Source organism: Stenotrophomonas rhizophila, from assembly GCF_000661955.1.
Classification (GTDB): Bacteria; Pseudomonadota; Gammaproteobacteria; order Xanthomonadales; family Xanthomonadaceae; genus Stenotrophomonas; species Stenotrophomonas rhizophila.
Map to the genome: position 1 here is coordinate 3,895,922 of NZ_CP007597.1, position 20,727 is coordinate 3,916,648.

The 20,727-nt window shown below is 64.2% G+C and carries 17 protein-coding genes; 4 read left to right on the forward strand and 13 right to left on the reverse strand.

Annotated elements, in window-relative coordinates; all coding sequences use genetic code 11:
• The first annotated feature begins 8 nt into the window (after positions 1-8).
• Both rffA and DX03_RS17070 read left to right on the forward strand, forming a co-directional pair.
• Positions 9-1,142 carry a dTDP-4-amino-4,6-dideoxygalactose transaminase gene (gene rffA, locus DX03_RS17065; RefSeq protein ID WP_081797265.1) on the forward strand — a complete coding sequence of 378 codons (1,134 nt, stop codon included), beginning with the start codon at positions 9-11 and terminating at the stop codon, positions 1,140-1,142.
• Between the two features lie 68 nt (positions 1,143-1,210).
• Positions 1,211-3,229, forward strand: a complete 2,019-nt coding sequence (locus tag DX03_RS17070; protein WP_185753377.1) for a hypothetical protein — start codon at positions 1,211-1,213, stop codon at positions 3,227-3,229.
• Positions 3,230-3,272: 43 nt separating this feature from the next.
• On the opposite strand, the gene DX03_RS17075 is transcribed toward DX03_RS17070, so the two are convergent.
• The 11 genes from DX03_RS17075 to DX03_RS17125 form a co-directional block, all read right to left on the reverse strand.
• Entirely contained in the window at positions 3,273-4,325 is a 1,053-nt protein-coding gene (locus DX03_RS17075) for a glycosyltransferase family protein (RefSeq protein ID WP_185753378.1), read from the reverse strand.
• Positions 4,322-7,069, reverse strand: a complete 2,748-nt coding sequence (locus DX03_RS17080; protein ID WP_051598899.1) for a glycosyltransferase — start codon at positions 7,067-7,069, stop codon at positions 4,322-4,324. The genes DX03_RS17075 and DX03_RS17080 overlap by 4 nt, the downstream gene beginning before the upstream one ends.
• 27 nt (positions 7,070-7,096) lie before the next feature.
• Complete coding sequence (locus tag DX03_RS17085) at positions 7,097-8,134, reverse strand: class I SAM-dependent methyltransferase (RefSeq protein ID WP_038690641.1); 1,038 nt, start codon at positions 8,132-8,134, stop codon at positions 7,097-7,099.
• 12 nt (positions 8,135-8,146) lie between these two features.
• Entirely contained in the window at positions 8,147-8,728 is a 582-nt protein-coding gene (locus DX03_RS21500) for a CatB-related O-acetyltransferase (protein ID WP_038690643.1), read from the reverse strand.
• The gene (locus tag DX03_RS17095; RefSeq protein WP_038690645.1) at positions 8,725-10,077 is read right to left on the reverse strand and encodes an ABC transporter ATP-binding protein; all 1,353 of its coding nucleotides are present in this window, start codon (positions 10,075-10,077) and stop codon (positions 8,725-8,727) included. The genes DX03_RS21500 and DX03_RS17095 overlap by 4 nt, the downstream gene beginning before the upstream one ends.
• The gene (locus DX03_RS17100) at positions 10,067-10,897 is read right to left on the reverse strand and encodes an ABC transporter permease (protein ID WP_038690647.1); all 831 of its coding nucleotides are present in this window, start codon (positions 10,895-10,897) and stop codon (positions 10,067-10,069) included. The genes DX03_RS17095 and DX03_RS17100 overlap by 11 nt, the downstream gene beginning before the upstream one ends.
• Positions 10,894-12,087 carry a cystathionine gamma-synthase gene (locus tag DX03_RS17105; RefSeq protein ID WP_038690649.1) on the reverse strand — a complete coding sequence of 398 codons (1,194 nt, stop codon included), beginning with the start codon at positions 12,085-12,087 and terminating at the stop codon, positions 10,894-10,896. The genes DX03_RS17100 and DX03_RS17105 overlap by 4 nt, the downstream gene beginning before the upstream one ends.
• A 130-nt stretch (positions 12,088-12,217) precedes the next feature.
• A complete protein-coding gene (locus tag DX03_RS17110; RefSeq protein WP_038690651.1) occupies positions 12,218-13,588 on the reverse strand; it encodes a pyridoxal-phosphate dependent enzyme in 1,371 nt (456 codons plus the stop codon).
• Between the two features lie 201 nt (positions 13,589-13,789).
• Entirely contained in the window at positions 13,790-14,008 is a 219-nt protein-coding gene (locus tag DX03_RS17115) for an HP1242/YdcH family protein (protein WP_038690653.1), read from the reverse strand.
• Positions 14,009-14,402: 394 nt separating this feature from the next.
• On the reverse strand, positions 14,403-15,314 hold the full coding sequence (locus DX03_RS17120) for a coiled-coil domain-containing protein (RefSeq protein WP_081797266.1): 912 nt from the start codon (positions 15,312-15,314) through the stop codon (positions 14,403-14,405).
• Positions 15,314-15,655 carry a DUF4398 domain-containing protein gene (locus DX03_RS17125; RefSeq protein ID WP_051598900.1) on the reverse strand — a complete coding sequence of 114 codons (342 nt, stop codon included), beginning with the start codon at positions 15,653-15,655 and terminating at the stop codon, positions 15,314-15,316. Before DX03_RS17125 ends, DX03_RS17120 begins: the two co-directional genes overlap by 1 nt.
• A gap of 154 nt (positions 15,656-15,809) precedes the next feature.
• Between DX03_RS17125 and DX03_RS17130 the strand changes: the two genes are divergently transcribed.
• Positions 15,810-16,943: a PilT/PilU family type 4a pilus ATPase gene (locus DX03_RS17130; protein WP_038690656.1), complete on the forward strand. Its 1,134-nt coding sequence runs from the start codon at positions 15,810-15,812 to the stop codon at positions 16,941-16,943.
• A gap of 46 nt (positions 16,944-16,989) precedes the next feature.
• Here DX03_RS17130 and maiA read toward each other — a convergent pair whose 3' ends face one another.
• Together maiA and DX03_RS17140 are read right to left on the reverse strand one after the other, a co-directional pair.
• Positions 16,990-17,634 carry a maleylacetoacetate isomerase gene (gene maiA, locus DX03_RS17135; RefSeq protein ID WP_185753540.1) on the reverse strand — a complete coding sequence of 215 codons (645 nt, stop codon included), beginning with the start codon at positions 17,632-17,634 and terminating at the stop codon, positions 16,990-16,992.
• 29 nt (positions 17,635-17,663) lie between these two features.
• Positions 17,664-18,653, reverse strand: coding sequence for a fumarylacetoacetate hydrolase family protein (locus tag DX03_RS17140; RefSeq protein ID WP_038690660.1), 990 nt, complete (start codon positions 18,651-18,653; stop codon positions 17,664-17,666).
• Between the two features lie 757 nt (positions 18,654-19,410).
• Between DX03_RS17140 and DX03_RS17145 the strand changes: the two genes are divergently transcribed.
• Positions 19,411-20,727 (forward strand): DEAD/DEAH box helicase (locus DX03_RS17145; RefSeq protein ID WP_081797267.1); only part of this gene is annotated, 1,317 nt, incomplete at its 3' end.

Here is a 20,727-nt window from a genome sequence, read left to right on the forward strand (position 1 = left end):
GCACACTCTTGATTCCCTTCAACAAGCCCTTCATGACCGGCCGCGAGCTGTGGCACATCGCGCAGGCGCACGCCAATGGGCACCTGTCCGGTGACGGCCAATTCACCAAGCGCAGCCACGCCTGGCTGGAACAGCGAACGGGTGCACATCGGGCCCTTCTGACCCATAGCTGCACGGCAGCCTTGGAAATGTCGGCGTTGCTGCTCGACCTGCAGCCCGGTGACGAGGTGATCATGCCGTCCTACACCTTTGTCTCCACGGCCAACGCGTTCGTTCTACGTGGCGCAGTGCCGGTGTTCGTGGACATCCGCGAAGACACCCTTAACCTGGACGAGCGGTTGGTGGAAGCAGCCATTACGCCGCGTACCCGGGCCATCTGCGTCGTCCACTACGCTGGCGTCGCCTGTGAAATGGATACGATGGTGGACATTGCCACCCGCCACGGGCTGGCAATCGTAGAAGATGCGGCACAGGCCATCATGTCCAGCTACAAGGGACGGCCGCTGGGTACTATCGGCGAGCTCGGAGCGCTGAGCTTCCATGAGACCAAGAACATCATCTCAGGCGAGGGCGGCGCCCTCCTCTGCCGTGATGCCCAGTTCGGCGAGCGCGCAGAGATCCTGCGTGAAAAGGGCACCAACCGCAGCCGCTTCTTCCGCGGCCAGGTCGACAAGTACACGTGGGTTGATGTTGGCTCGTCCTTCCTGCCAGGTGAGATCACGGCGGCGTTCCTCTGCGCGCAGATCGAAGAAGCTGATCAGATCACGTCGCGTCGCCTGGCCATCTGGGACCGCTACCAGCAATGGGCCGCACCACATGAACGCGCCGGGCGCCTGCGTCGCCCCGTCATACCGGCCGATTGCGAGCACAACGCGCATATGTTCTATATGCTACTACCCACCTTGGATGCCCGCACGCGATTCATCCAGGAGATGAAGACTCGAGGCGTGCAGACCGTGTTCCACTACATTCCGTTGCATTCGGCACCAGCTGGACGACAGGCAGGGCGCGCCCACGGAGAGTTGCGCAACACCGATACACTCAGTGAACGCTTGGTGCGCATGCCGTTGTGGATCGGCGTGGAAGATCATCTCGATGCGATCTTCGCCGCAGCAGATGAGGTTCTGGGCATGCCCCAATGAGGAGCGTTGGTGCTCTGACCGTCCCATTAGGCCAGCAACAGCAGCAACTGGCTGCTTGGTGGCGCGACTTGGCACATTTCCGCAGGACCCAATTGGTCGCGGTGATCATCGCCATGTTACTTGTCGTACTGGCCGGCTCACGCCCCTACAGCAGCAGCCAACTGGCCGTGGACGTGGAACTGGGTGCACCTGGTCCGTTCCAGGTGTTCTTCGACCAGGGGCAGGGCTTCTCTGAAGCCAACTCATGGACGCAGACACTGCCGGCCGGGCGCTCTAACTTGCAGGTGCAACTGCCAAGTGGACGTACGGTTGCGCTGCGACTGGATCCTCCCGAGGGTGCCGGAACTCTCTCTGTGGGCGACCTACGGATCAAGGGCAATCCGCTGCTGGCAGCGACGTCCTTGGTTGGCAGCCCGCTCCACGATCTGGCAACGGTTGACGCTGCGGGCGGCGACGCGCACTACCAACTTCAGCCGGGCGCCCGGGATCCCCAATTGCTGGTGGCACTTCCTGCCCCCGCCGACAATCCCTCCCGCGTCGAGCGCCGACTGGTCCACCTGACTTGGATCGGCCTGGGCCTCTGCATCGTGATCGTGATGGGCCTGCAGATGGCTTATACCCGGTCCTATGCATGGCCCTCGCTGATCTGCGCGTCGCTGGTGCTGGCGCTGGCTGCTTTTGCGGTCCCCTCACCGTCCGTCAGCCCCGACGAAGACCTGCACGAAGCAGGGGCGCGCTACTTCAGCAATCATTGGATGCCGCCATCCCTTGATTCGCCGGAGATGCTGCCCTCCTACCAGGCCAGTCCGTACGGGGTGAGCTATCTCGCCGAATGGAACGTGACGTACTTCTTCGCAGGTAAGGCTGGCAACGTGGCTACGCAAGCCGGCCTTTCCGAGCGACAAGGCTTCAGGCTCTACCAGGCTTCGCTATTGCTGCTGTTGATCGCTGCCGTGTTTTTGCTTCGACTTTCCGCGTTCACGCTCGCACCCATCCTCGTTACGCCCCAAGCGTGGTACGTCTTTTCCTACATGAACGGCGATGCGCTGCCATTGATGGCGGCGAGCCTGGCGGCAGGCATCGCGCTGACGCGCGACAGTCCATTACGCGGCTATCTCCAAGGAGGACGCCGGGCCGAGCTAGTGGTGATCGTGCATGCTCTCTTGTTTGCGCTGTGTCTAGGTTTGCTCATCATTTCAAAGCGCAACTACTGGCCAGTCGGCGTCTTCATCGCGGCCGCGCTCGCGTCCGGCGGGTTGCGTCTGCCGGCTCGTTCCTCGCTCGCCATGGCGGTTCTCTGTACCGCCGGCATCCTGTGGGCGGCCGCCGGCAACGCCCTGCACCAGGCATACGGTGCGGGGTGGCCGATCGCCATACTGGTCCTGACCGCCCTGTGCGTACTGGCTTACGACGGCTGGATGCTGTTGCGCCACCGTATGCTAACGCCGCTCTATCGCTTCGCCATATTGATGTCACTGGCCCTGGTCGTGGCCGCACCGTGGATCACGGTGGATATCCTGCGCAACGGCAGCGGTGCGGAGAAAGCGGAACAGGTTGACCGACTCCGAGAGATCCACGCCGCACCAGCGTTCAAACCCAGTGCAACGACCCCGTCACCCGGCCTGCGCATGTACGAACGAGGGTATTCCCTGCCCCAGATGCTGCAGCCACCGCTGCAATGGCAGGTGGCAACTGCCAAGAGCCTGTTCGGTGTCTACGGTTATATGCAGTACTACGCGCCCGCCGCCTACTACTGGGCAATCTGGGTGGTGACAGTATTGTTGACGCTTCTTGGACTGAGTACGGCGGCCACCTCGCAACCGCTGCAGCTGGGCCGCGGCCAATTGGTGCTTGCGGCCGGTGCGGGCGTCAGTCTGTTGGGTGCATCCCTGCTGCACAGCTGGACCTACGACTTCCAGGCACAGGGGCGCTACGTCCTGGGTGTCTGCGTACTGCTGGGGGCGCAGCTGTCGCACCTGAGGCCAGGGTCGCAGCTTGAGCGGCTGGCCCATATCGCTCTCGCGGCGGCTGTAGTCTTGGGCGCTTACTCCTTCGTCGCCATCGCGTTACCCAACCTGACACCGTGATTGATGGCCGCCGTCTGCTGCCACTCCAGCAGACGGCGACGCGTCAAGCGACGATGCGTGACCAGCGCCATTTGACGGCGTCGGCGAAGATCTCTGCTCCGACAAGGCGGCTGCCGCCATCGCGGATCGGATCCAGCATCGCGCGATCGTCCAGTACTGCCTGCAGAATCTCCAGCCACGCATCTTCGTCGTTCCGCGCCAATAGACGGTCGCCGGCTACACCGCCGCGATAGGCAGCCACATCCGATGCGAGCGTGGGCACGCCGATAGCCGCGTAGTCGAGCACCTTGATGCCGCTCTTGGCTTGGTTGAACTTCGTTTCCATCAGGGGCGCCAGACCAAGATCGAACGGTCCCTGGCCGACGAACCAGCGCACGAAAGCCGGATACGATGCACCGACATGGGAAGGCGGTGACAGCACCTCAGCCCACTCAGGCAATGCTACGTCCGCTGCGTTCACCCCTACCAGGGTCAGCGAGAAACTGTCCGGGCGCAGGGTTTGCAACCGCGCCAGAACGCGCTGCACAAACGCATAGTCCTCGTCATGGGTGCGCGTCCCCATGTACACCAATCTCAAACGTGACGTTCGGTCAGTGGGCGGGCAGGCGCCCGACCAGAGATCGGGGTCCAGCGCATTGGGCATCGCGATGGCATTGCCGCCGGCGGATTGAATTTCCGACACCAGCGTCTCCGTCGAGCACCACACTTCATCAGCGAGTGCGATCGACGCACGCACGGCATTGATCAGCGTCGCGTAGGCGTCCCGCTCCGGATGCTCCTCCATGGCCAGAAGGTTGTCGTCGATGTCGTAGATCAGCCGCGCACCGATTCGCCGCGCCATCGTAGCCATCTGCTCGATCTGCTCGACGTCATCGATCGCCCCGCGGTTCCACAGGATGGCCTGGGGCGCGAAGGCGGAAAGCTCTTCCGGCACCAGATATCGCACATCGGCGGCAAAGCGTTCAGTGAACGCGTGCAAGCGGATGCTGGCGCACGGCGACATCACCGCGCCATAGCGCTCGGGTATCACCGCAACCCGCACGCCGTACTGAGAACGCAGAGCGGGCTGGGTCCCCATGCCGAATTCCCGTTTCATGCATGTTCCTTTTCGTACAGGACGTCCAACCACGCGACCAGCGCCTGCACGGCAACGACCGCAGGCGCATCATGCGCCAGCATCAGTGTATTGGGCACGCCTTCCAGCCGTTCGGTGAACGCGCCGAGGCGGTTGGCGGCGATCGGTCGGCCATCGCGCAGTGCATGAGACAACGTATAAGAGTAGGTCTCCGGCGCCTGCGACAGAAACAGGAACGCATCTGGATCGTAGGCCTGGATCAGGGCATCCAGCGCTGACTCCTCATAGGGGCCGCTCCAGCTGAAGCCAGGATTTTTAGGCAGTTCCGTCTGCGGGTATCCAATCACGTGGAGATGCAGCGGCGCACGCACGCGCCGCGCTTCCTCGGCAATGGCCAAGAGGTGGTTCAATCCCTTGTGCGCGGCCATTACGCCCAGCAGCACCACGCGGTACGGCCGCAGTCCCTGCCCCAGCCGCCCCGGTGCCGCATCAATCATCGACTCGTGGTACACCGTCTGCACCGGGATACCGGTGTAGCGCTGCATCCGTTGCGCCGCGTCGAGGCTCGGTGCAAGCACCGTCTGGGCGCCGAGCAGCGCCCACTCGTGATTGGCACGCCAGTTGCGGATGTCCGTTGCTCCGTTGGATGGCCGCTCTGCGATGCAGGCGTCACAGCCATTTTCAGCCGGCTCGCCACAGTAGTTCCCCGACGCATCGGTCAGCGTGATCTGCGGGCAGATCGCATAGTTGTCATGCACGTGGAAGCTGTAACGCAGACCAGCCAAGGCCACGGCCCGCCGTACCGAATTCCCGAAGCCAACCAGGTGATGGATCTGCAGCATGCTGGCACCCAGCTCCTGCAGCAGCGCCGCAAGTTCCTCGGGGGTCCGGTATCGGAACAGGAACTCGAAGCCGTCGAAATCCGATGTGTGGCTCACATTGACCAATCCGGCGCCGTTGTTGTCCTCCATGGGGCGCACGATCACCACCTCGCCGCTTTCAGCCAGCGATGTCCGCATCGCCTGCACGGCACGTTCGGTGCCCCCGCCCCAAGTGTGGGTGAGCAGCACCGAAACCGGCCGTCCACGCGCTTTCCATACCTGAAGGGTTAACCGCACGCGCGCCGCGAAGCCCGGATCCATTGAGCAGAAACGAGCGACCTGCGCACCGTAGTCCGGATAGCGCTCGTCAATGATCCTCTGGGCGATGATCTTGCCAGGCTTGCTGTCGTCGGCAAAGCTGACCTCTCCCACGTGCTCGACAAACACGTCCATGGCCAGGCGATGCCGGAAGCCCAATCGCCCCGAGCGCATGCAGAAGTCGTTCTCCTCGCCATAGCCTTTACCGAAGGCCTCGGCGTCAAACAGCCCGGCCTTCTCCAGCGCGGCGCGGGAAATGAGCATGCAGAAGCCCACCCCGGTCGGCACATCCACGGCTACACCCGCATTGGCAACCCGGGTCAGGCGGTCCAGGGCAGCGGCATCCATCGCAGTTGGCAGCGCATTGGCACCTAATTGGGGATAGCTGCAGATCGTCGCGTTATTGGACAGGGCCGTCACCGAGCCGACATCGGCATCCAAATGGGCGACCATGCGATCCACCCAGTCTCCGGCAACGATAGTGTCGCTGTTGAGCAGCAGCGCGCCGATGCTGTCCCGCTGATTCAGGGCATGCGTCATGCCGGAATTGACGGTCAGCACGAAGCCGAGATTCTGCGGATTCTCGACCAGACGCAACGACGGCTCGTGGCTGGCCAACTCGCGCAGGTAGGCGGTGACCTCCGGCTCAGGCGAACAGTCGTTGTAGATATGCAGCCGCGTTCGGGTGCGATTCTGCGACGCGAGTACAGACTCGATGCAGTTGCGCGTTTCGTCCAAGCCGCGATACACCGGCAGCACGATGTCGACGACGCCGGCCCGTTGCAGCATCTTCCCCACGGCGGTGGGGGCGACAACATCTGCCAGCGACAAAGGGCGTTTTCCCAGCTCACGTCCATCGCGACGCCCTACCGCAAGATAATGGGCGAGCGCATTCATTCCCAACGCAGCAGCATCGGGATTTGCATCCAGGTACTGGCGCGCGTTGAAATCCGGGCCGGGGCTACGCCCTTCTGCCGCACCGTGCAGCAGGAAGTGCGAGAGGGGGTCGGTTCCGCCGACGTCTGGATACGACTCCAGATACCATGCCGGCACAAAATACGGATTGGGTAAACGACCTTCCGGAATCCCGTCATACAGGAAGTGCACCAATGGGTTGACGCCACTGCTGCGCACATCCGCGTACTTATCCAGGTACCAGTCCTGGTCAAACAGCGGATGCGGCACCCCGGCGTTGCGGTAGTCCACAAGATACCGCCCCAGCACGGGCCGCAGCCCGCGAGCGCAGCCTGTTTTCCGGCAATAGCGCGGATCAAACCAGGCACACGGCTGCAGACCGATCCAGTCACCGATCAGCACATACTGCGTCAACGCATCAAGTGGCTTGGCGCGCAACCCGAAACGCTCGCAGTACCAAGTCGGATCGAAGAGCGGACCCGGCGATTTTCCTTCTGCGTTCCCATGCACGAGGAAATGTCGGGGGCCATCGGCGGCGGCGTCGGGCAGGCGCATGATGAAGCGCGCGTACCAGTGCCAGTCGCAGACGCCTGCCCGTCGCACCACGATCAGTTTTACGCGATCGGGAACCAACGCGAACCAGTTGACGGACAGCAGCTTTGCCGCCACCCGTTTCAGGCCGCGCTTCAGCAGGGTCTTGTCGATGAACATGTGGGTACCTTGTCAGTGCCAGGTAAGTTAGCGGCCGATGGCGCGACGCCACCAAGGACGCAACAGGTGGTTGAGCTTGCGATCCTGCTCTTCCATCCGCGGCACCACAGAGGCAACGACATTGTTCACCGATGCTTCCCGCGATTCATCCAGCGCAAGCCGCATATCGTTCATTCCATCAATGACACGTCGCTCCAGGAGCGACAGCCCTTGCGCGAGCGCGGGCAATTGCGCTTCGATCAACGTGTAGTGCTCATCGCTGACGTCAGTGTTCTTGTCGAGCAACGCCCGGAATCGCGCGCACTCCTCGTTCAGGCGACCGATTTCCCCATGCGCCGCAGTGAGAGCGCTGTTCACACGCTCGATCTCCTCAACATTCTTGATGTTCCGCCCAAGTGAATCGAAGAGCTGGTTGATCGATGCAAACTCACCGTTCCGCGACGCCCGGGCAAGGCGCAGCAAGGCCTCAGGCTGCTCTTGGCCAACCAACAATACGCCCAACCCATGGGTGTGGCTGAACTCGAAAGACGGATACTCGGTGGAAATCTCACTCCAGTACTGCCAGACACCAAATCCACGTTCGCGCACGCAGCTGTCATGGAACAGTACCACCGCGCGCGGTGACAACTTTTTGCGCCATGTTTCGAAGTCTTCGCGCACGGCCTCGTAGGTGTGCAGGCCATCAATGTGGAGAAGATCAATCGATCCGTCAGCGAAATACTCCAGCGCCTGGTCGAATCGCATGCGCATCATTTCGGAGATGCCTGCGTAATGCCGCTGCTGATAGTCACGCAGTTCGGCATAGATCTCATCGCCGTAGAATCCCGCGTGTTCATCACCCTGCCAGGTATCCACCGCGAACACGCGCGAGCTGATCTGTTGCGCTTCGACCGCCTGGCAGAGGGCCAGGAACGATGCGCCGTTGTGGGTCCCAAGTTCGACAATGTGTTGCGGCCGCTGGACATCAAGCAACCAGCTGGCGAACGGAATGTGTCCCAACCAAGCGCTATGCGGCAGCTTGCGAGGCATCATCAGCATGCTGGGCGACAGTACAAAATCAATCATGTGCGTCTCTGATTACGAGTGCGACGCCGAAGCGTCCGGATCGGCCAGCGCGGCCAGGATGAAGGCATCGATGTCGGCGCTGCAAAGCAGCGCCTCGAACTGCTTGATTCTGTCGATGGGCCAGTTCCACCACGCGACGTGAAGCAATTGGGCAATCTGCGCCTCGCTGAAGCGAGTACGCACCAAGGCGGCGGGATTACCGGCGGCAATGCCATAGGGAGGAACGTCCTTGCTGACGACGGCCCCGGCGCCGATGCAGGCACCATCGCCGATGGTTACCCCGGACAGCACCATCGCGCCGTGGCCAATCCATACGTCGTTGCCGATGCGCGTCGGTCCCTTGCTATGAGGATGGCCATCCTGGCCTGCACCCGGGGAATTGAACGCGATCCTCAACGGATGGGTGGTTACCCAGTCCAAGCGATGCTCGCCGCCACCGAAGATCAGCACATCCTCTGCGAAAGAACAGAATGCGCCGACCTCGACGCGCTCCCCGGCGCTCCAGAGCTTGAAGGTGGCCCCACCATAGGTGAACCGGCCAATACTGATCCGCGGATCATCCGATGTCAGCGGCGGAATGAAACCATGGTTCATTCGCCGCTCCCCAGACGTGTCATCGTTACCTCGTCGAAAGGAATGCCGACCAAGCCATAGCGAAGCTTGGGCGAGGCTACCTTGATCAGTACCGCATCGTGCAGCCAGGCATGCTGGGTGTTGGCGAACGGATCGCCATCAGCAATGGAGACAGTCATGGAATAGTCTCCGTTGGGCAGCATGGGCAGGGTGAAACGGAAATTGGCCTCCAGGCGTGTGCCAGCCTCGACCTGCATAGGCGGCTGCACATACGTATAGGTGTGCTCGCCAAACAACGACTGGCCCAAGCGATCCTTGACGAAGAAGCCGATAAGCGGACTGGACAATGCGGCGTGCGCGGTGGCGCGCACGCTCAGCAGCACGTCTTCGCCACCGGAGAAAGCGCTCAGCGGCTCACCCTGTGGGTTGCTCAGCACCACCGAATCGATGCTGGCGATGCCCGACTGCCAACCAGCTGCATTGGCTACGTTGTCGAACATCTCCAGGCGGGTATCGGCCTCCACCTTTGCCTTCGGCTTTTCAGGTGCCGCCTCCCGCAGTGCTTGACGGGGCGTCAGCTTCACTGCCTCCCCGTACACTTCCTGCGAGCAATACTCTATGTAGGCATTGCAGGCCTCTTCGGCCGACGCATGCAATACCATGTCGCCCCGATTCAACCATAGCGCGCTCTGGCAGAAATTGAGCACCGATGCAGTATCGTGGCTGACGAACAGAAGCGTTCCGTTCTCGCGGAACTTACGCAGGAAACGCATGCACTTCTGTACGAAAATTGCGTCACCCACCGCAAGGGCCTCATCGATGATGAGAATGTCCGCGTCGACGTGCGCGATGACGGCAAAAGCAAGCCGCACGTACATGCCGCTGGAATACGTCTTTACCGGTCGCTCAATGAAGTCACCGATGTCGGCGAAGGCGACGATATCCTCGAAGCGCGCATCGATCTGCTGTCGATCAAGACCGAGGATGGATGCACTGAGGTAGACGTTCTCACGCCCACTGAACTCGGGGTTGAAGCCTGCGCCGAGTTCCAGCAGCGCTGCAACGCGCCCCTTTACCTCGACTGTGCCCGTGGTTGCCTGCAGCGTGCCACAGATGATCTGCAGCAATGTGGATTTGCCCGACCCATTGCGTCCGATGATGCCGACCGTATCGCCTCGCCGCACTTCAAAGTCCACCCCCTTGAGTGCCCAGAACTCCTGGAAGTAGTTGCGGGGCGGCAACCCTGCCGCGCGCCGCAAACGTGGCAGCAGCGCCTGCTTGAGCCGCAAGTGCGGTTGTTCGTAGATCTGAAAGCACTTGGTCACGCCGGTTACCCGGATGGCCACGTCCCGCGTGGAGTCAGAGCACATCGGCAAACCCCTTGCGCATCTTCTGGAACGTTGCAAATCCGAACCAGGCCACCAGCATTGCGCCCAACGCATATTTCCCCAGGCCGACAAAGTCCGGAGAATGCCCCCACAGTAGTACTTCGCGCGCCTGTTCGATGATGAATGTCAACGGATTGAGGTAGATGTATGGACGGATACGCTCGGGAAGCGCCTGCAGCGGATAGAGTACCGGCGCCATGAACAGCATGGCAGTAGTGAGAATGCCGGTGACCTGGCCGATATCACGCAAGTACACGCCAAGCGCCGCCAGCAGCCAGGAAACGCCCATGGTGCCGATCACCAGCGGCAGAATCACCACGGGCAGCCAGAGTGCGGTAATGGGGATAGAACCCCTCAGGACGATCTGCGCGATCAGCAGGACCAACAGCGAGATCGTGGAGTGGAACAAGGTTGCGCCCATTGCCACCCAAGGCAATGTGTCGAGCGGGAAAATCACCCGTTTCACGTAACTGGAACTGTTGAGGATCAGGCCGGGGGCCTTGTTGACACATTCGGCAAACACGCCATGGACGATTATGCCCACGAAGAGGATCACGGCGAAGTCGCCGTGATTGCTCGTTTCCAGTCCCCAGCGCGCCTTGAACACCACGGAAAACACGAAGGTGTACACCGCGAGCATGAGCAGCGGGTTGAAGAACGACCATGCCAGGCCAAACACCGAGCCGCGGTAGCGGCTGATCACATCGCGCTTGGCCAACTGCCAGATAAGGGTGCGATTGGACACCAGGCTGCGGAGCAGCGCGCCTGGCGAACTGCCAGATTCGGCATGGATACTGCTCATTCTGCGGCGCCCGCCAGCGCACCTTCCAGATCCACCTGCAGATCCCCCAGCTCCTCCACGCCCACGCTCAGCCGCACCAGCGCATCGCTGATGCCCAGCTGGGCGCGGCGTTCCACCGGGATCGAGGCATGGGTCATCACCGCCGGGTGGTTGACCAGGCTTTCCACGCCGCCGAGCGACTCGGCCAGGGTGAACAGCTCGGTCTTCTCGCAGAAGCGCTTGGCCGCCTCGAAACCGCCCTTGAGGACGATCGAGACAATGCCGCCGTAGCCGTTCATCTGGCGCGTGGCCAGTTCATGTTGCGGGTGCGAGGTCAGGCCGGGGTAGATCACCTTTTCCACCGCCGGGTGGGTTTCCAGCCACTGGGCCAGGGCCAGCGCGTTGGCGCAATGGGCCTTCATGCGCAGCGGCAGCGTCTTCAGGCCACGCAGGGCCAGGAAGCTGTCGAACGGGCCCTGCACGCCCCCGATGGAGTTCTGCAGGAAGGCCATCTGTTCGGCCAGCTCGGCGTTGTCGCCCACCACCACCATGCCGCCGACCATGTCCGAGTGCCCGTTGAGGTACTTGGTGGCCGAGTGCAGGACCAGGTCCGCGCCCAGTTCCAGCGGGCGCTGCAGCATCGGCGAGGCGAAGGTGTTGTCCACCACCACGACCAGGCCGTGGCGCTTGGCGATGGCACTCACCGCGGCGATGTCCACGATCTTCAGCATCGGGTTGGTCGGGGTTTCGATCCACACCATCCTGGTCTGCGGGGTGATCGAGGCTTCGAACGCGGCCAGGTCGGTCAGGTCGACGAAGCTGAACTGCAGGTTGGCGGTGCGCTTCCGCACGCGCTCGAACAGGCGGAAGGTGCCGCCGTAGATGTCATCCATCGCCACCACGTGGCTGCCGGCGTCCAGCAGCTCCATCACGGTGGAGCTGGCGGCCATGCCCGAGGCGAACGCGAAGCCGCGGCTGCCGCCTTCCAGGGAGGCCACGCAGCGCTCGTAGGCGAAGCGGGTCGGGTTGTGGGTACGCGAGTACTCGAAGCCCTGGTGTTCACCGGGGCTGGACTGGGCGTAGGTGGAGGTCGCGTAGATCGGCGGCATCACTGCGCCGGTGCTCGGATCCGGCGACTGTCCGCCGTGGATGGCCAGGGTAGCCAGGGCAAGCGCACGGTTGCCGTGCCCGGAGGAAGCGTGGTCGGACATGTTGTTTCCCAGCAAGGAGAGCCCCGGTGGGGGCTCCCGCAAAAGGAGCGGAAGTCTATCAGCGGCGGCTTAATCGGCCGTTGACGCGGATAAACGCAGATTCAGAGCAGCGGCGGCCGGGGCCAGGCGTTTACTGAACGCGGCGGCGCAGGTAGTTCAGCAGGTCGATGCGGGTGATCAGGCCCAGGAAGGTGCCGCCGTCCATGACGATGGCCACCTGGCCACGGTCGAACACCGGCAGCAGCGCCTCGATCGGGGACTTCACATCCAGCCGGTCCAGCTTGCTGACCATGGCCGTGGCCACCGGGTCGCGGAAGCGGGCTTCATCGCCATACACGTGCAGCAGCACGTCGCTTTCGTCGACGATGCCGACCAGCTGGTCGCCGTCCATCACCGGCAGCTGCGACACGTCGTACAGCTTCATGCGCTGGTAGGCGGTGGTGAGCAGGTCGTTCGGGCCGATCACGACGGTGTCGCGCTGGCCGTATGGGCGCAGGATCAGGTCGCGCAGGTCGCCGCTCTGCGGGCGCTCCAGGAAGCCGTTGTCCAGCATCCAGTAGTCGTTGTACATCTTGGACAGGTATTTGTTGCCGGTGTCGCAGACCAGCACCAGCACCTTCTTCGGGGTGGTCTGCTCCTTGCAGTACTTCAGCGCCGCCGCCAGCAGGGTGCCGGTGGAGGAACCGCCGAGGATGCCTTCCTTGCCCAGCAGCTCGCGCGCGGTGTGGAAGCTCTCCGCATCGGTGATGGCATAGGCCTTGGTGACGCGGCTGAAATCGGCAATGGAGGGCAGGAAGTCTTCGCCGATGCCTTCCACCAGCCAGCTGCCCGACTTGTCGTTGAGCACGCCGTCGTTGATGTACTCGGCCAGGATCGAGCCGACCGGGTCGGCCAGGACCAGCTCGGTCTTCGGCGAGGCGCTGGCGAAGGCGCGGGACAGGCCGGTCATGGTGCCCGAGCTGCCGCAGCCGAACACGATCGCGTCCAGGTCGCCGTCCATCTGTTCCAGGATCTCCGGGCCGGTGCCGAACTCATGGGCGGCCGGGTTGTCCGGGTTGCCGAACTGGTTGATGAAGTACGCGCCGGGGGTTTCCTCGGCCACGCGCTTGGCCATGTCCTGGTAGTACTCCGGGTGGCCCTTGGCCACGTCCGAACGGGTCAGGCGCACTTCGGCGCCCATCGCCTTCAGGTTGAAGATCTTCTCGCGGCTCATCTTGTCGGGCACGACCAGGATCAGCTTGTAGCCCTTCTGCTGGGCTACCAGGGCCAGGCCCAGGCCGGTGTTGCCGGCGGTGCCCTCGACCAGGGTCGCGCCCGGGGTGAGCTCGCCGCGCTTCTCAGCGGCCTCGATCATCGACAGGCCGATGCGGTCCTTGATCGATCCTCCGGGATTGGCGCTCTCCAGCTTCAGGTAGAGCTCGCAGACACCGGTGTCCAGGCGCTGGGCCTTGACGATCGGGGTGTGCCCAATGAGGTCGAGTACGGAGGAGTGGATTGCCATCGGATCACATCGTTCGCGCCGCAATGCGGCCGGACCGGTGATTATCCGACGGTTGACGCGGAAAGTCAGGTTGTGGCGATCAACGGCGGATGCCGGGCTGTAGGCGGCGGGGTGATGCCGGCCGCGACAGCGGAGCGACGCGAACGGCGCCCGTCGACGAGGTGACGGACGCCGCCCGCGGCGTTGGGTCAAAACCTTACATCAATGCATGGGGGAGTCGTACATCCGTTCCAGCTTCTGCTTGGCCAGCAGCTTCTCACGCTTCATCTGGCCCAAGGTGAGATCGTCTATCGGCAGTACACCGAGTTGGGCATCCATGCACTTTTTGTTCAACTTCTGGTGCCGTTCGTAAAGTGCCTTGAATTCCGGATCACGCTTGCGGCGTGCGTCGATCTCGCTCTGGGGCTGACCTTCAAACATGATGAACCTCCTATCGCTGTACGGCAGAAACAAGAACGCCCCGGCCTGACGGCACGGGGCGTTGCTTTTGGGTGGAGCACCTGGCGATGACCGCGACCGAACCCGCATGCGCAACCGGGACTGCCCGGACTGCAGACTGCTGTGGTTCGTGCCCTCGGTTCATCGGCCCGGCCCTCCAATCGTCCGGGTCGCGGAAGGCGCCCCGGACAACTGACCCTACGCCTGCCCGATGGGGTCTTCAAGCGTTTCATCTGAAATTTTCGATCCGCTCAAGCCGGGGTTCAGGCTGAACGCGCACTTCAACGAAAATTAAACAAAAACAGCAGGTTGCGTCATGACCAACGGTCATGACCGACCGTTGCCAGCGACCCGCGTTGACCCCCGCAGAACCGGCTCAGGGGGCGATGATGACCTCGGCCGAACGCGCCTTGGTGGCCGCAGCCTTCTTGCCCGCGACCTGCAGGCGGCTGGCGCTGACGCCGGCGGCCACCAGGGCGTCACGCAGGGCCTGGGCGCGCTGGTCGCCCACCCCGGCCGCAGCGTCATAGGCCTCGATCCGGACCCGGCCCTTCTTGCCGATGTTCAGGTACTCGGCCAGTGCCTTGGCCTGACCCTTGGCGGCGCTGGACAGACTGCCCTTGCCGGCCGCGAAGGCATCGCCATTGAAGGTGAACACTTCGCCGCGGCTGTCGAACTTCGACCCCGGCAGCGTGTTGCCCGAGACCAGTTCGGCTTCCTCGCGGGCCAGCTTGGCCGCGCTCTGCTGGGCCGCGCTCAGGCGGGCGGTCTGCTTGCCGGCCACGCTGGTCAGCGCCGTTTCGGCGTCCTGGCGGGCCAGGGCCTCCTGCTCGGCCGACTGACGCAGGCGCTCGGTTTCCTCGGCCTGGATCTGCGCCTGCACGCGCAGGCGCTCGGTTTCCTGCCGGGCGCGCTGGGCGTCGCGGCGGCTGGCTTCGATCAGCAGCTCGCTGCGGGTACGTTCCAGCTGGTCCACCTCGCGCTGGGCCAGCGCGGCGCGCACGCTGGTTTCGGCGATCTCGACCCGGCGTTCGGCCAGGTAACGGGCCTGGTCCAGGTCGCGGCGCTTGGCCTTGTCCAGGTCGGCCACGGCCTGCTGGGCCTGCAGGCGCTCGAAGGCGGCCAGCTGCGAGGCGTCGGGATTGGCCTGCATGGCCATCAGGCGCTGGGTCAGCTGGGCCACGGCCGGGTCTTCGGCGGCCTGGGCCAGCAGCGGCAGGGCCAGGCCGGCGGCCAGCACCAGGGTGGACGCGCGCAGCGTGCGGGACTTCTTCGGCGCGACGGTCATCAACGGTTCTCCCCGGTGGCGAGCTGGCGTTGCAGCTGGGTCACTTCATTGCGACGCAGCTGCAGCTGGGCGGTGGCGGTGGCTTCTTCGCTGCGGGCGCGGGCCAGGTCGGCATCCACGGTGGCGCGCACGGCCAAGGCCGGGGCGTTCTTGCGCTCGCGGCGGTCGCCGGCGGCGCGCTGGGCCTGTTCCAGGCCTTGGCGGGCCACGGCGATCAGATCCGGGGCGTACTGGTCGGCATCGGCCTGGGTGGCCTTGTCCACCGCCTGCCGGGCCTGCATCAGTTCCAGGGCGCCGTCCTGGGCCTGGGCGGCGCCTGCCAGCGCGAATGTGCACGCCATCACGCAAACAATCATGACCACCGACGGGATACGTCGTATTTGTGCGAAGCTATTCATTGGGGGTGCCGTCGCCAGAAGTAGGAGCGCGGCCATTGTCGGAAGCCTGCGGCGTGCTTGCAATGGCACGCGGCCGATTGTTGGGGAAACATTTCGCATGGATATCGGCTATTTCCTGAAGCTGATGACCGAAAAGAACGCGTCGGACATGTTCTTGACCACCGGCGCCCCGGTCTACATCAAGATCGAGGGCAAGCTGTACCCGTTGGGGAACACCGGCTTGCCCCCGGGCATGGTCAAGAAAATCGCCTACTCGCTGATGGACGAAGGCCAGGTGCCCGAGTTCGAGCGTGAGCTGGAGCTGAACATGGCCATCGCCCTGGCCGAGGCCGGGCGTTTCCGCGTCAACGTGTTCAAGCAGCGCGGCGAGGTCGGCATGGTGATCCGTGCGATCCGCAGCAAGATTCCCAGCATCGAAGAGCTCAACCTGCCGCAGGTGCTCAAGGACGTCATCATGACCCCGCGCGGGCTGGTGCTGGTGGTGGGCTCGACCGGTTCGGGCAAGTCCACCTCGCTGGCGTCGATGATCGACCACCGCAACAGCACCACCACCGGTCACATCCTCACCATCGAGGACCCGATCGAGTACCTGCACAAGCACAAGATGTCCATCGTCAACCAGCGCGAGGTGGGGCTGGATACGCACGCCTTCCACAACGCACTGAAGAACGCGATGCGTGAAGCGCCGGACGTGATCCTGATCGGCGAAATCCTGGATGCCGAAACCATGGAGGCGGCCATCGCCTTCGCCGAGACCGGGCACCTGTGCCTGGCCACGCTGCACTCCAACAACGCCGACCAGACCATCGAGCGCATCCTCAACTTCTTCCCGGAAAGCGCGCACCGAAACGTGCTGATGAACCTGTCGCTGAACCTGCGCGCGGTGGTGTCCCAGCGCCTGGTGAAGGGCAAGGACGGGCGCCGCCTGCCGGCCACCGAGGTGTTGATCAACACCCCGATGATCCGCGACCTGCTGCGCCGCGGCCAAGTGCACGAGATCAAGGCCGCAATGGAAGCATCGCTGGAAGAAGGCATGGAGAGCTTCGACCAGTGCCTGTTCCGGATGGCCAAGAACGGCATCATCGAGCAGGAGGAAGCGCTGCGCGCGGCCGACTCGCGCGATGGCCTGGCGCTGAAGTTCCGCCTGTCCGAAGGCGGCAGCGGCGAGCACGATCCGTACGCGGATTTCTCGGCCAACAGCGCCCCGGCAGCGATCACCCACGGGTTCTGATGCGCGGGTGATACGGCGCATCGACCATCGGTCGATGCGGACCGGTTCACCCCGCGTCGATCTGGTTTTCCGGGCGGGCCGTGTCGAAGGCCGGCAGCGCCAGGCAGGCCGCGTCGATCCGCACCAGGGTCGGGTACGCGGCCAGGTCCAGGTTGAAGCGGCGCGCGTTGTAGAGCTGCGGCACCAGGCAGCAGTCGGCCAGGGTCGGGCTGTCGCCGTGGCAGAACCGGCCGGTGTCCACCGATTCGACCAGCAGCCGCTCCATCGCCTCGAACCCCACCCGCATCCAGTGCCGGGTCCAGTCGTCGCGCTCGGGCTGCGGCACGCTCCAGGTATCGCTGAAGAACTGCATCACCCGCAGGTTGTTGAGCGGGTGGATGTCGCAGGCCACCAGCTGCGCCAGCGCGCGCACCCGCGCACGCCCGGGTGCATCGTCGGGCAGCAGCGCCGGCAGCGGGAACACCTCGTCCAGGTATTCCAGGATCGCCATCGACTGGTGCAGCACCTGCCCGTCATGGCGCAGCGTGGGCACCAGCTCCTGCGGGTTGAGCGCCGCATAGGCCTCGCTGTGCTGCTGGCCGCCATCGCGGACCAGGTGCACGGGCGTGATCCGGTGCGCCAGCTGCTTGAGGTTCAGCCCGATCCGCACGCGGTAGGCCGCGCTGGACCGCCAGTAGCTGAACAGCTCGATCGCACTCTCGTCGGTGGCGGCGGTGGCGTTCAGGGCTTGGCGGCCTGTTCGATGCGCTGCTCGATGGCACCGAAGATGCTTTCACCGGCCGCGTCCAGCATCTCGATGCGGACCACGTCGCCGAAGGACATGAACGGCGTGCTCGGCTTGCCATCGCGCAGGGTTTCCACCGTGCGCAGCTCGGCAAAGCAGGAGGCGCCCTTGCTGGTGTCCTCGTTGGCGATGGTGCCCGAGCCGACGATCGCACCGGCGCCCAGCGGGCGGGTCTTGGCGGCGTGCGCGACCAGCTGGGCAAAGTTGAACTGCATGTCCACGCCCGCTTCCGGGGCGCCGAACCAGGCGCCATTGATGTGGGTCAGCAGCGGCAGGTGCACCTTGCTGTCCTGCCAGGCGTCGCCCAGCTCGTCGGGGGTGACGAACACCGGCGACAGCGCCGAGCGCGGCTTGGACTGCAGGAAGCCGAAGCCCTTGGCCAGCTCGCCCGGGATCAGGTTGCGCAGCGACACATCGTTGACCAGGCCCACCAGCTGGATATGGCCGGCGGCCTGTTCGGCGGTGACGGCCATCGGCACGTCGTCGGTGATCACCACGATCTCCGCTTCCAGGTCGATGCCGTATTCCTCGCTGACCACCTTCACCGCATCACGCGGGCCATGGAAGCCGGCGCTGGTGGCCTGGTACATCAGCGGGTCGGTATAGAAGCTCTCCGGCACCTCGGCACCGCGGGCGCGGCGGACGCGCTCGACGTGCGGCAGGTAGGCGCTGCCGTCCACGAACTCGTAGGACCGCGGCAGCGGCGCGGCCAGTGCCTGCAGGTCGATGTCGAAGACGCCGTCGGCGCTGCCGTCGTTGAGCGACTCGTACAAGGCGTTCAGGCGCGGCGCCAGGTGGCTCCAGTCTTCCAGCGCCTGCTGCAGGGTGGCGGCGATGCCGGTGGCGCGGGCGCCGTGGCGCAGGTCGCGCGAGACCACGATCAGGGTGCCGTCGCGGCCGCCTTCCTTCAAAGAACCAAGCTTCATGGGTGGGTATCCGGGATCGCGAAAAATAGGTTTCGAGTGTAACCAAAATTGTCGCACCACCAAGCTGCAACGCGACATCCCACCCTACCGCACGTCACGCGCCCACCCAACCAACATCCTCCGCCCACCTGCCTCTCCCCGCGAATCTCTCTATCCCTATCCCTATCCCTATCCCTATCCCCATCCCCATCCCCATCCCTTTACCTATGCCTTTGCGTCTGCTTCTGCCTCGGCCCCAAACGCAACGCCCACGCCATGTCAGGAGGAGGCGGGGTGGGTCCGGTTGCAGGGGCGTGAGCGCCATGGATGGCGCGACCGAGCTTACAGGGACGTACTTGCAGCGTCCCCTGCAACCGGACCCACCCCGCCTCCCCCCGCACACCCGCGCCGTTGCCGTTGCCGTTGCCGTTGCTGTGGCTGTGGCCGTTGCTGTGGCCGTTGCAGCCCCGGGCGCAGCCCGCCCCCCTCCCAACCTGAACAGGCCAATTTGGTATGGATCTCAAACATCCGCTAGACTATGCGGGTCTGCAGCGGCCGTCCGTTTCCCTTCGGGATCGCCGGCGATATGGATCATCGATCCGTCGCCCGCCCCCACTCCGACGCCATTCGTCATGCATTCCAGTCTGCGCACCGCGCCGGCTGCACCCAATTCTCGCAGCGCGGTTTACGGGAACGCTCCGAGTCAGCCGATCACCTTGATCTGCCTCGCGTCCGGCCATTCGGCCTGGCGTTACTTTGTCTTTGGAGCTTCCACCCGATGTCTTTTGAATCCTTGGGCCTTGCCCCGTTCCTGCTGCGCGCGTTGGCCGAGCAGGGCTACGAAACCCCCACCCCGATCCAGGAGCAGGCCATCCCGCTCGCCCTGGAAGGCCGCGACCTGCTGGCCGGCGCACAGACCGGTACCGGCAAGACCGCCGCGTTCGGCCTGCCGCTGCTGCAGCACCTGGGCACCAACCCGCAGGCCGTTGATGGCCCGCGTCGTCCGCGTGCACTGGTGCTGACCCCGACCCGCGAGCTGGCCACCCAGGTGCATGACAGCCTGCGCGGCTACAGCAAGTACCTGCGCATTCCGAGCGCCTGCATCTACGGCGGCGTCGGCATGGGCAACCAGTTCGACGTGCTGCGCCGTGGCGTGGACCTGCTGGTCGCCTGCCCGGGCCGCCTGATCGATCACATCGAGCGTCGCAGCGTCGACCTCTCCGGCATCGAAATCCTGGTGCTGGACGAAGCCGACCGCATGCTCGACATGGGCTTCCTGCCGTCGATCAAGAAGATCCTCGCCAAGCTGCCGCGTCAGAACCGCCAGACCCTGCTGTTCTCGGCGACCTTCGAAGAGAGCATCAAGCAGCTGGCGCTGGAGTTCATGCGCAACCCGGAGCAGATCCAGGTCACGCCGAAGAACACCGTTGCCGAGAACATCAGCCACCGCGTGCACCCGGTCGATGGCCCGCGCAAGCGCGAGTTGTTGCTGCACCTGCTGGCCCAGGACAGCCGTGAGCAGACCCTGGTGTTCGGCCGTACCAAGCACGGCTGCGACAAGCTGGCCATGTTCCTGGACAAGTCGGGCATCAAGACCGCGGCGATCCACGGCAACAAGAGCCAGGGCCAGCGCCTGCGTGCGCTGGGCGACTTCAAGGCCGGCCGCGTGACCGTGCTGGTGGCCACCGACATCGCCGCGCGCGGTATCGACATCAACGAGCTGCCGAAGGTCATCAACTATGACCTGCCGATGGTGGCCGAGGATTACGTGCACCGCATCGGCCGTACCGGCCGTAACGGCTCGACCGGCCAGGCGATCTCGCTGGTGGCCCAGGACGAAGCCAAGCTGCTGCGCCAGATCGTGCGCCTGCTCGACAAGGACATGGACATCCGCGACGTGCCGGGCTTCGAGCCGCAGACCCCGATCCGCTGGGGCAACAGCGCGCCGGGCAAGGCCGAACTGCCGGGTGGCGATCGCTCGCCGCGCAAGCACGCGCGTCGTCCGCATGCCGAGGCCCCGCGCCACGCCCATGCCGGTCCGAAGAAGACCGGTGGCGGCCAGCGTGATGGTGCCGGTCGCGGCGCCCCGCGTGGC

Coding starts and splice junctions, on each gene's coding strand:
- DX03_RS17075 (WP_185753378.1), bottom strand. CDS start 4,325: ATGAAACGGGAATTCGGCATGGGGACCCAGCCCGCTCTGCGTTCTCAG.
- DX03_RS17080 (WP_051598899.1), bottom strand. CDS start 7,069: ATGTTCATCGACAAGACCCTGCTGAAGCGCGGCCTGAAACGGGTGGCG.
- DX03_RS17085 (WP_038690641.1), bottom strand. CDS start 8,134: ATGATTGATTTTGTACTGTCGCCCAGCATGCTGATGATGCCTCGCAAG.
- DX03_RS21500 (WP_038690643.1), bottom strand. CDS start 8,728: ATGAACCATGGTTTCATTCCGCCGCTGACATCGGATGATCCGCGGATC.
- DX03_RS17095 (WP_038690645.1), bottom strand. CDS start 10,077: ATGTGCTCTGACTCCACGCGGGACGTGGCCATCCGGGTAACCGGCGTG.
- DX03_RS17100 (WP_038690647.1), bottom strand. CDS start 10,897: ATGAGCAGTATCCATGCCGAATCTGGCAGTTCGCCAGGCGCGCTGCTC.
- DX03_RS17105 (WP_038690649.1), bottom strand. CDS start 12,087: ATGTCCGACCACGCTTCCTCCGGGCACGGCAACCGTGCGCTTGCCCTG.
- DX03_RS17110 (WP_038690651.1), bottom strand. CDS start 13,588: ATGGCAATCCACTCCTCCGTACTCGACCTCATTGGGCACACCCCGATC.
- DX03_RS17115 (WP_038690653.1), bottom strand. CDS start 14,008: ATGTTTGAAGGTCAGCCCCAGAGCGAGATCGACGCACGCCGCAAGCGT.
- DX03_RS17120 (WP_081797266.1), bottom strand. CDS start 15,314: ATGACCGTCGCGCCGAAGAAGTCCCGCACGCTGCGCGCGTCCACCCTG.
- DX03_RS17125 (WP_051598900.1), bottom strand. CDS start 15,655: ATGGCGTGCACATTCGCGCTGGCAGGCGCCGCCCAGGCCCAGGACGGC.
- DX03_RS17130 (WP_038690656.1), top strand. CDS start 15,810: ATGGATATCGGCTATTTCCTGAAGCTGATGACCGAAAAGAACGCGTCG.
- DX03_RS17140 (WP_038690660.1), bottom strand. CDS start 18,653: ATGAAGCTTGGTTCTTTGAAGGAAGGCGGCCGCGACGGCACCCTGATC.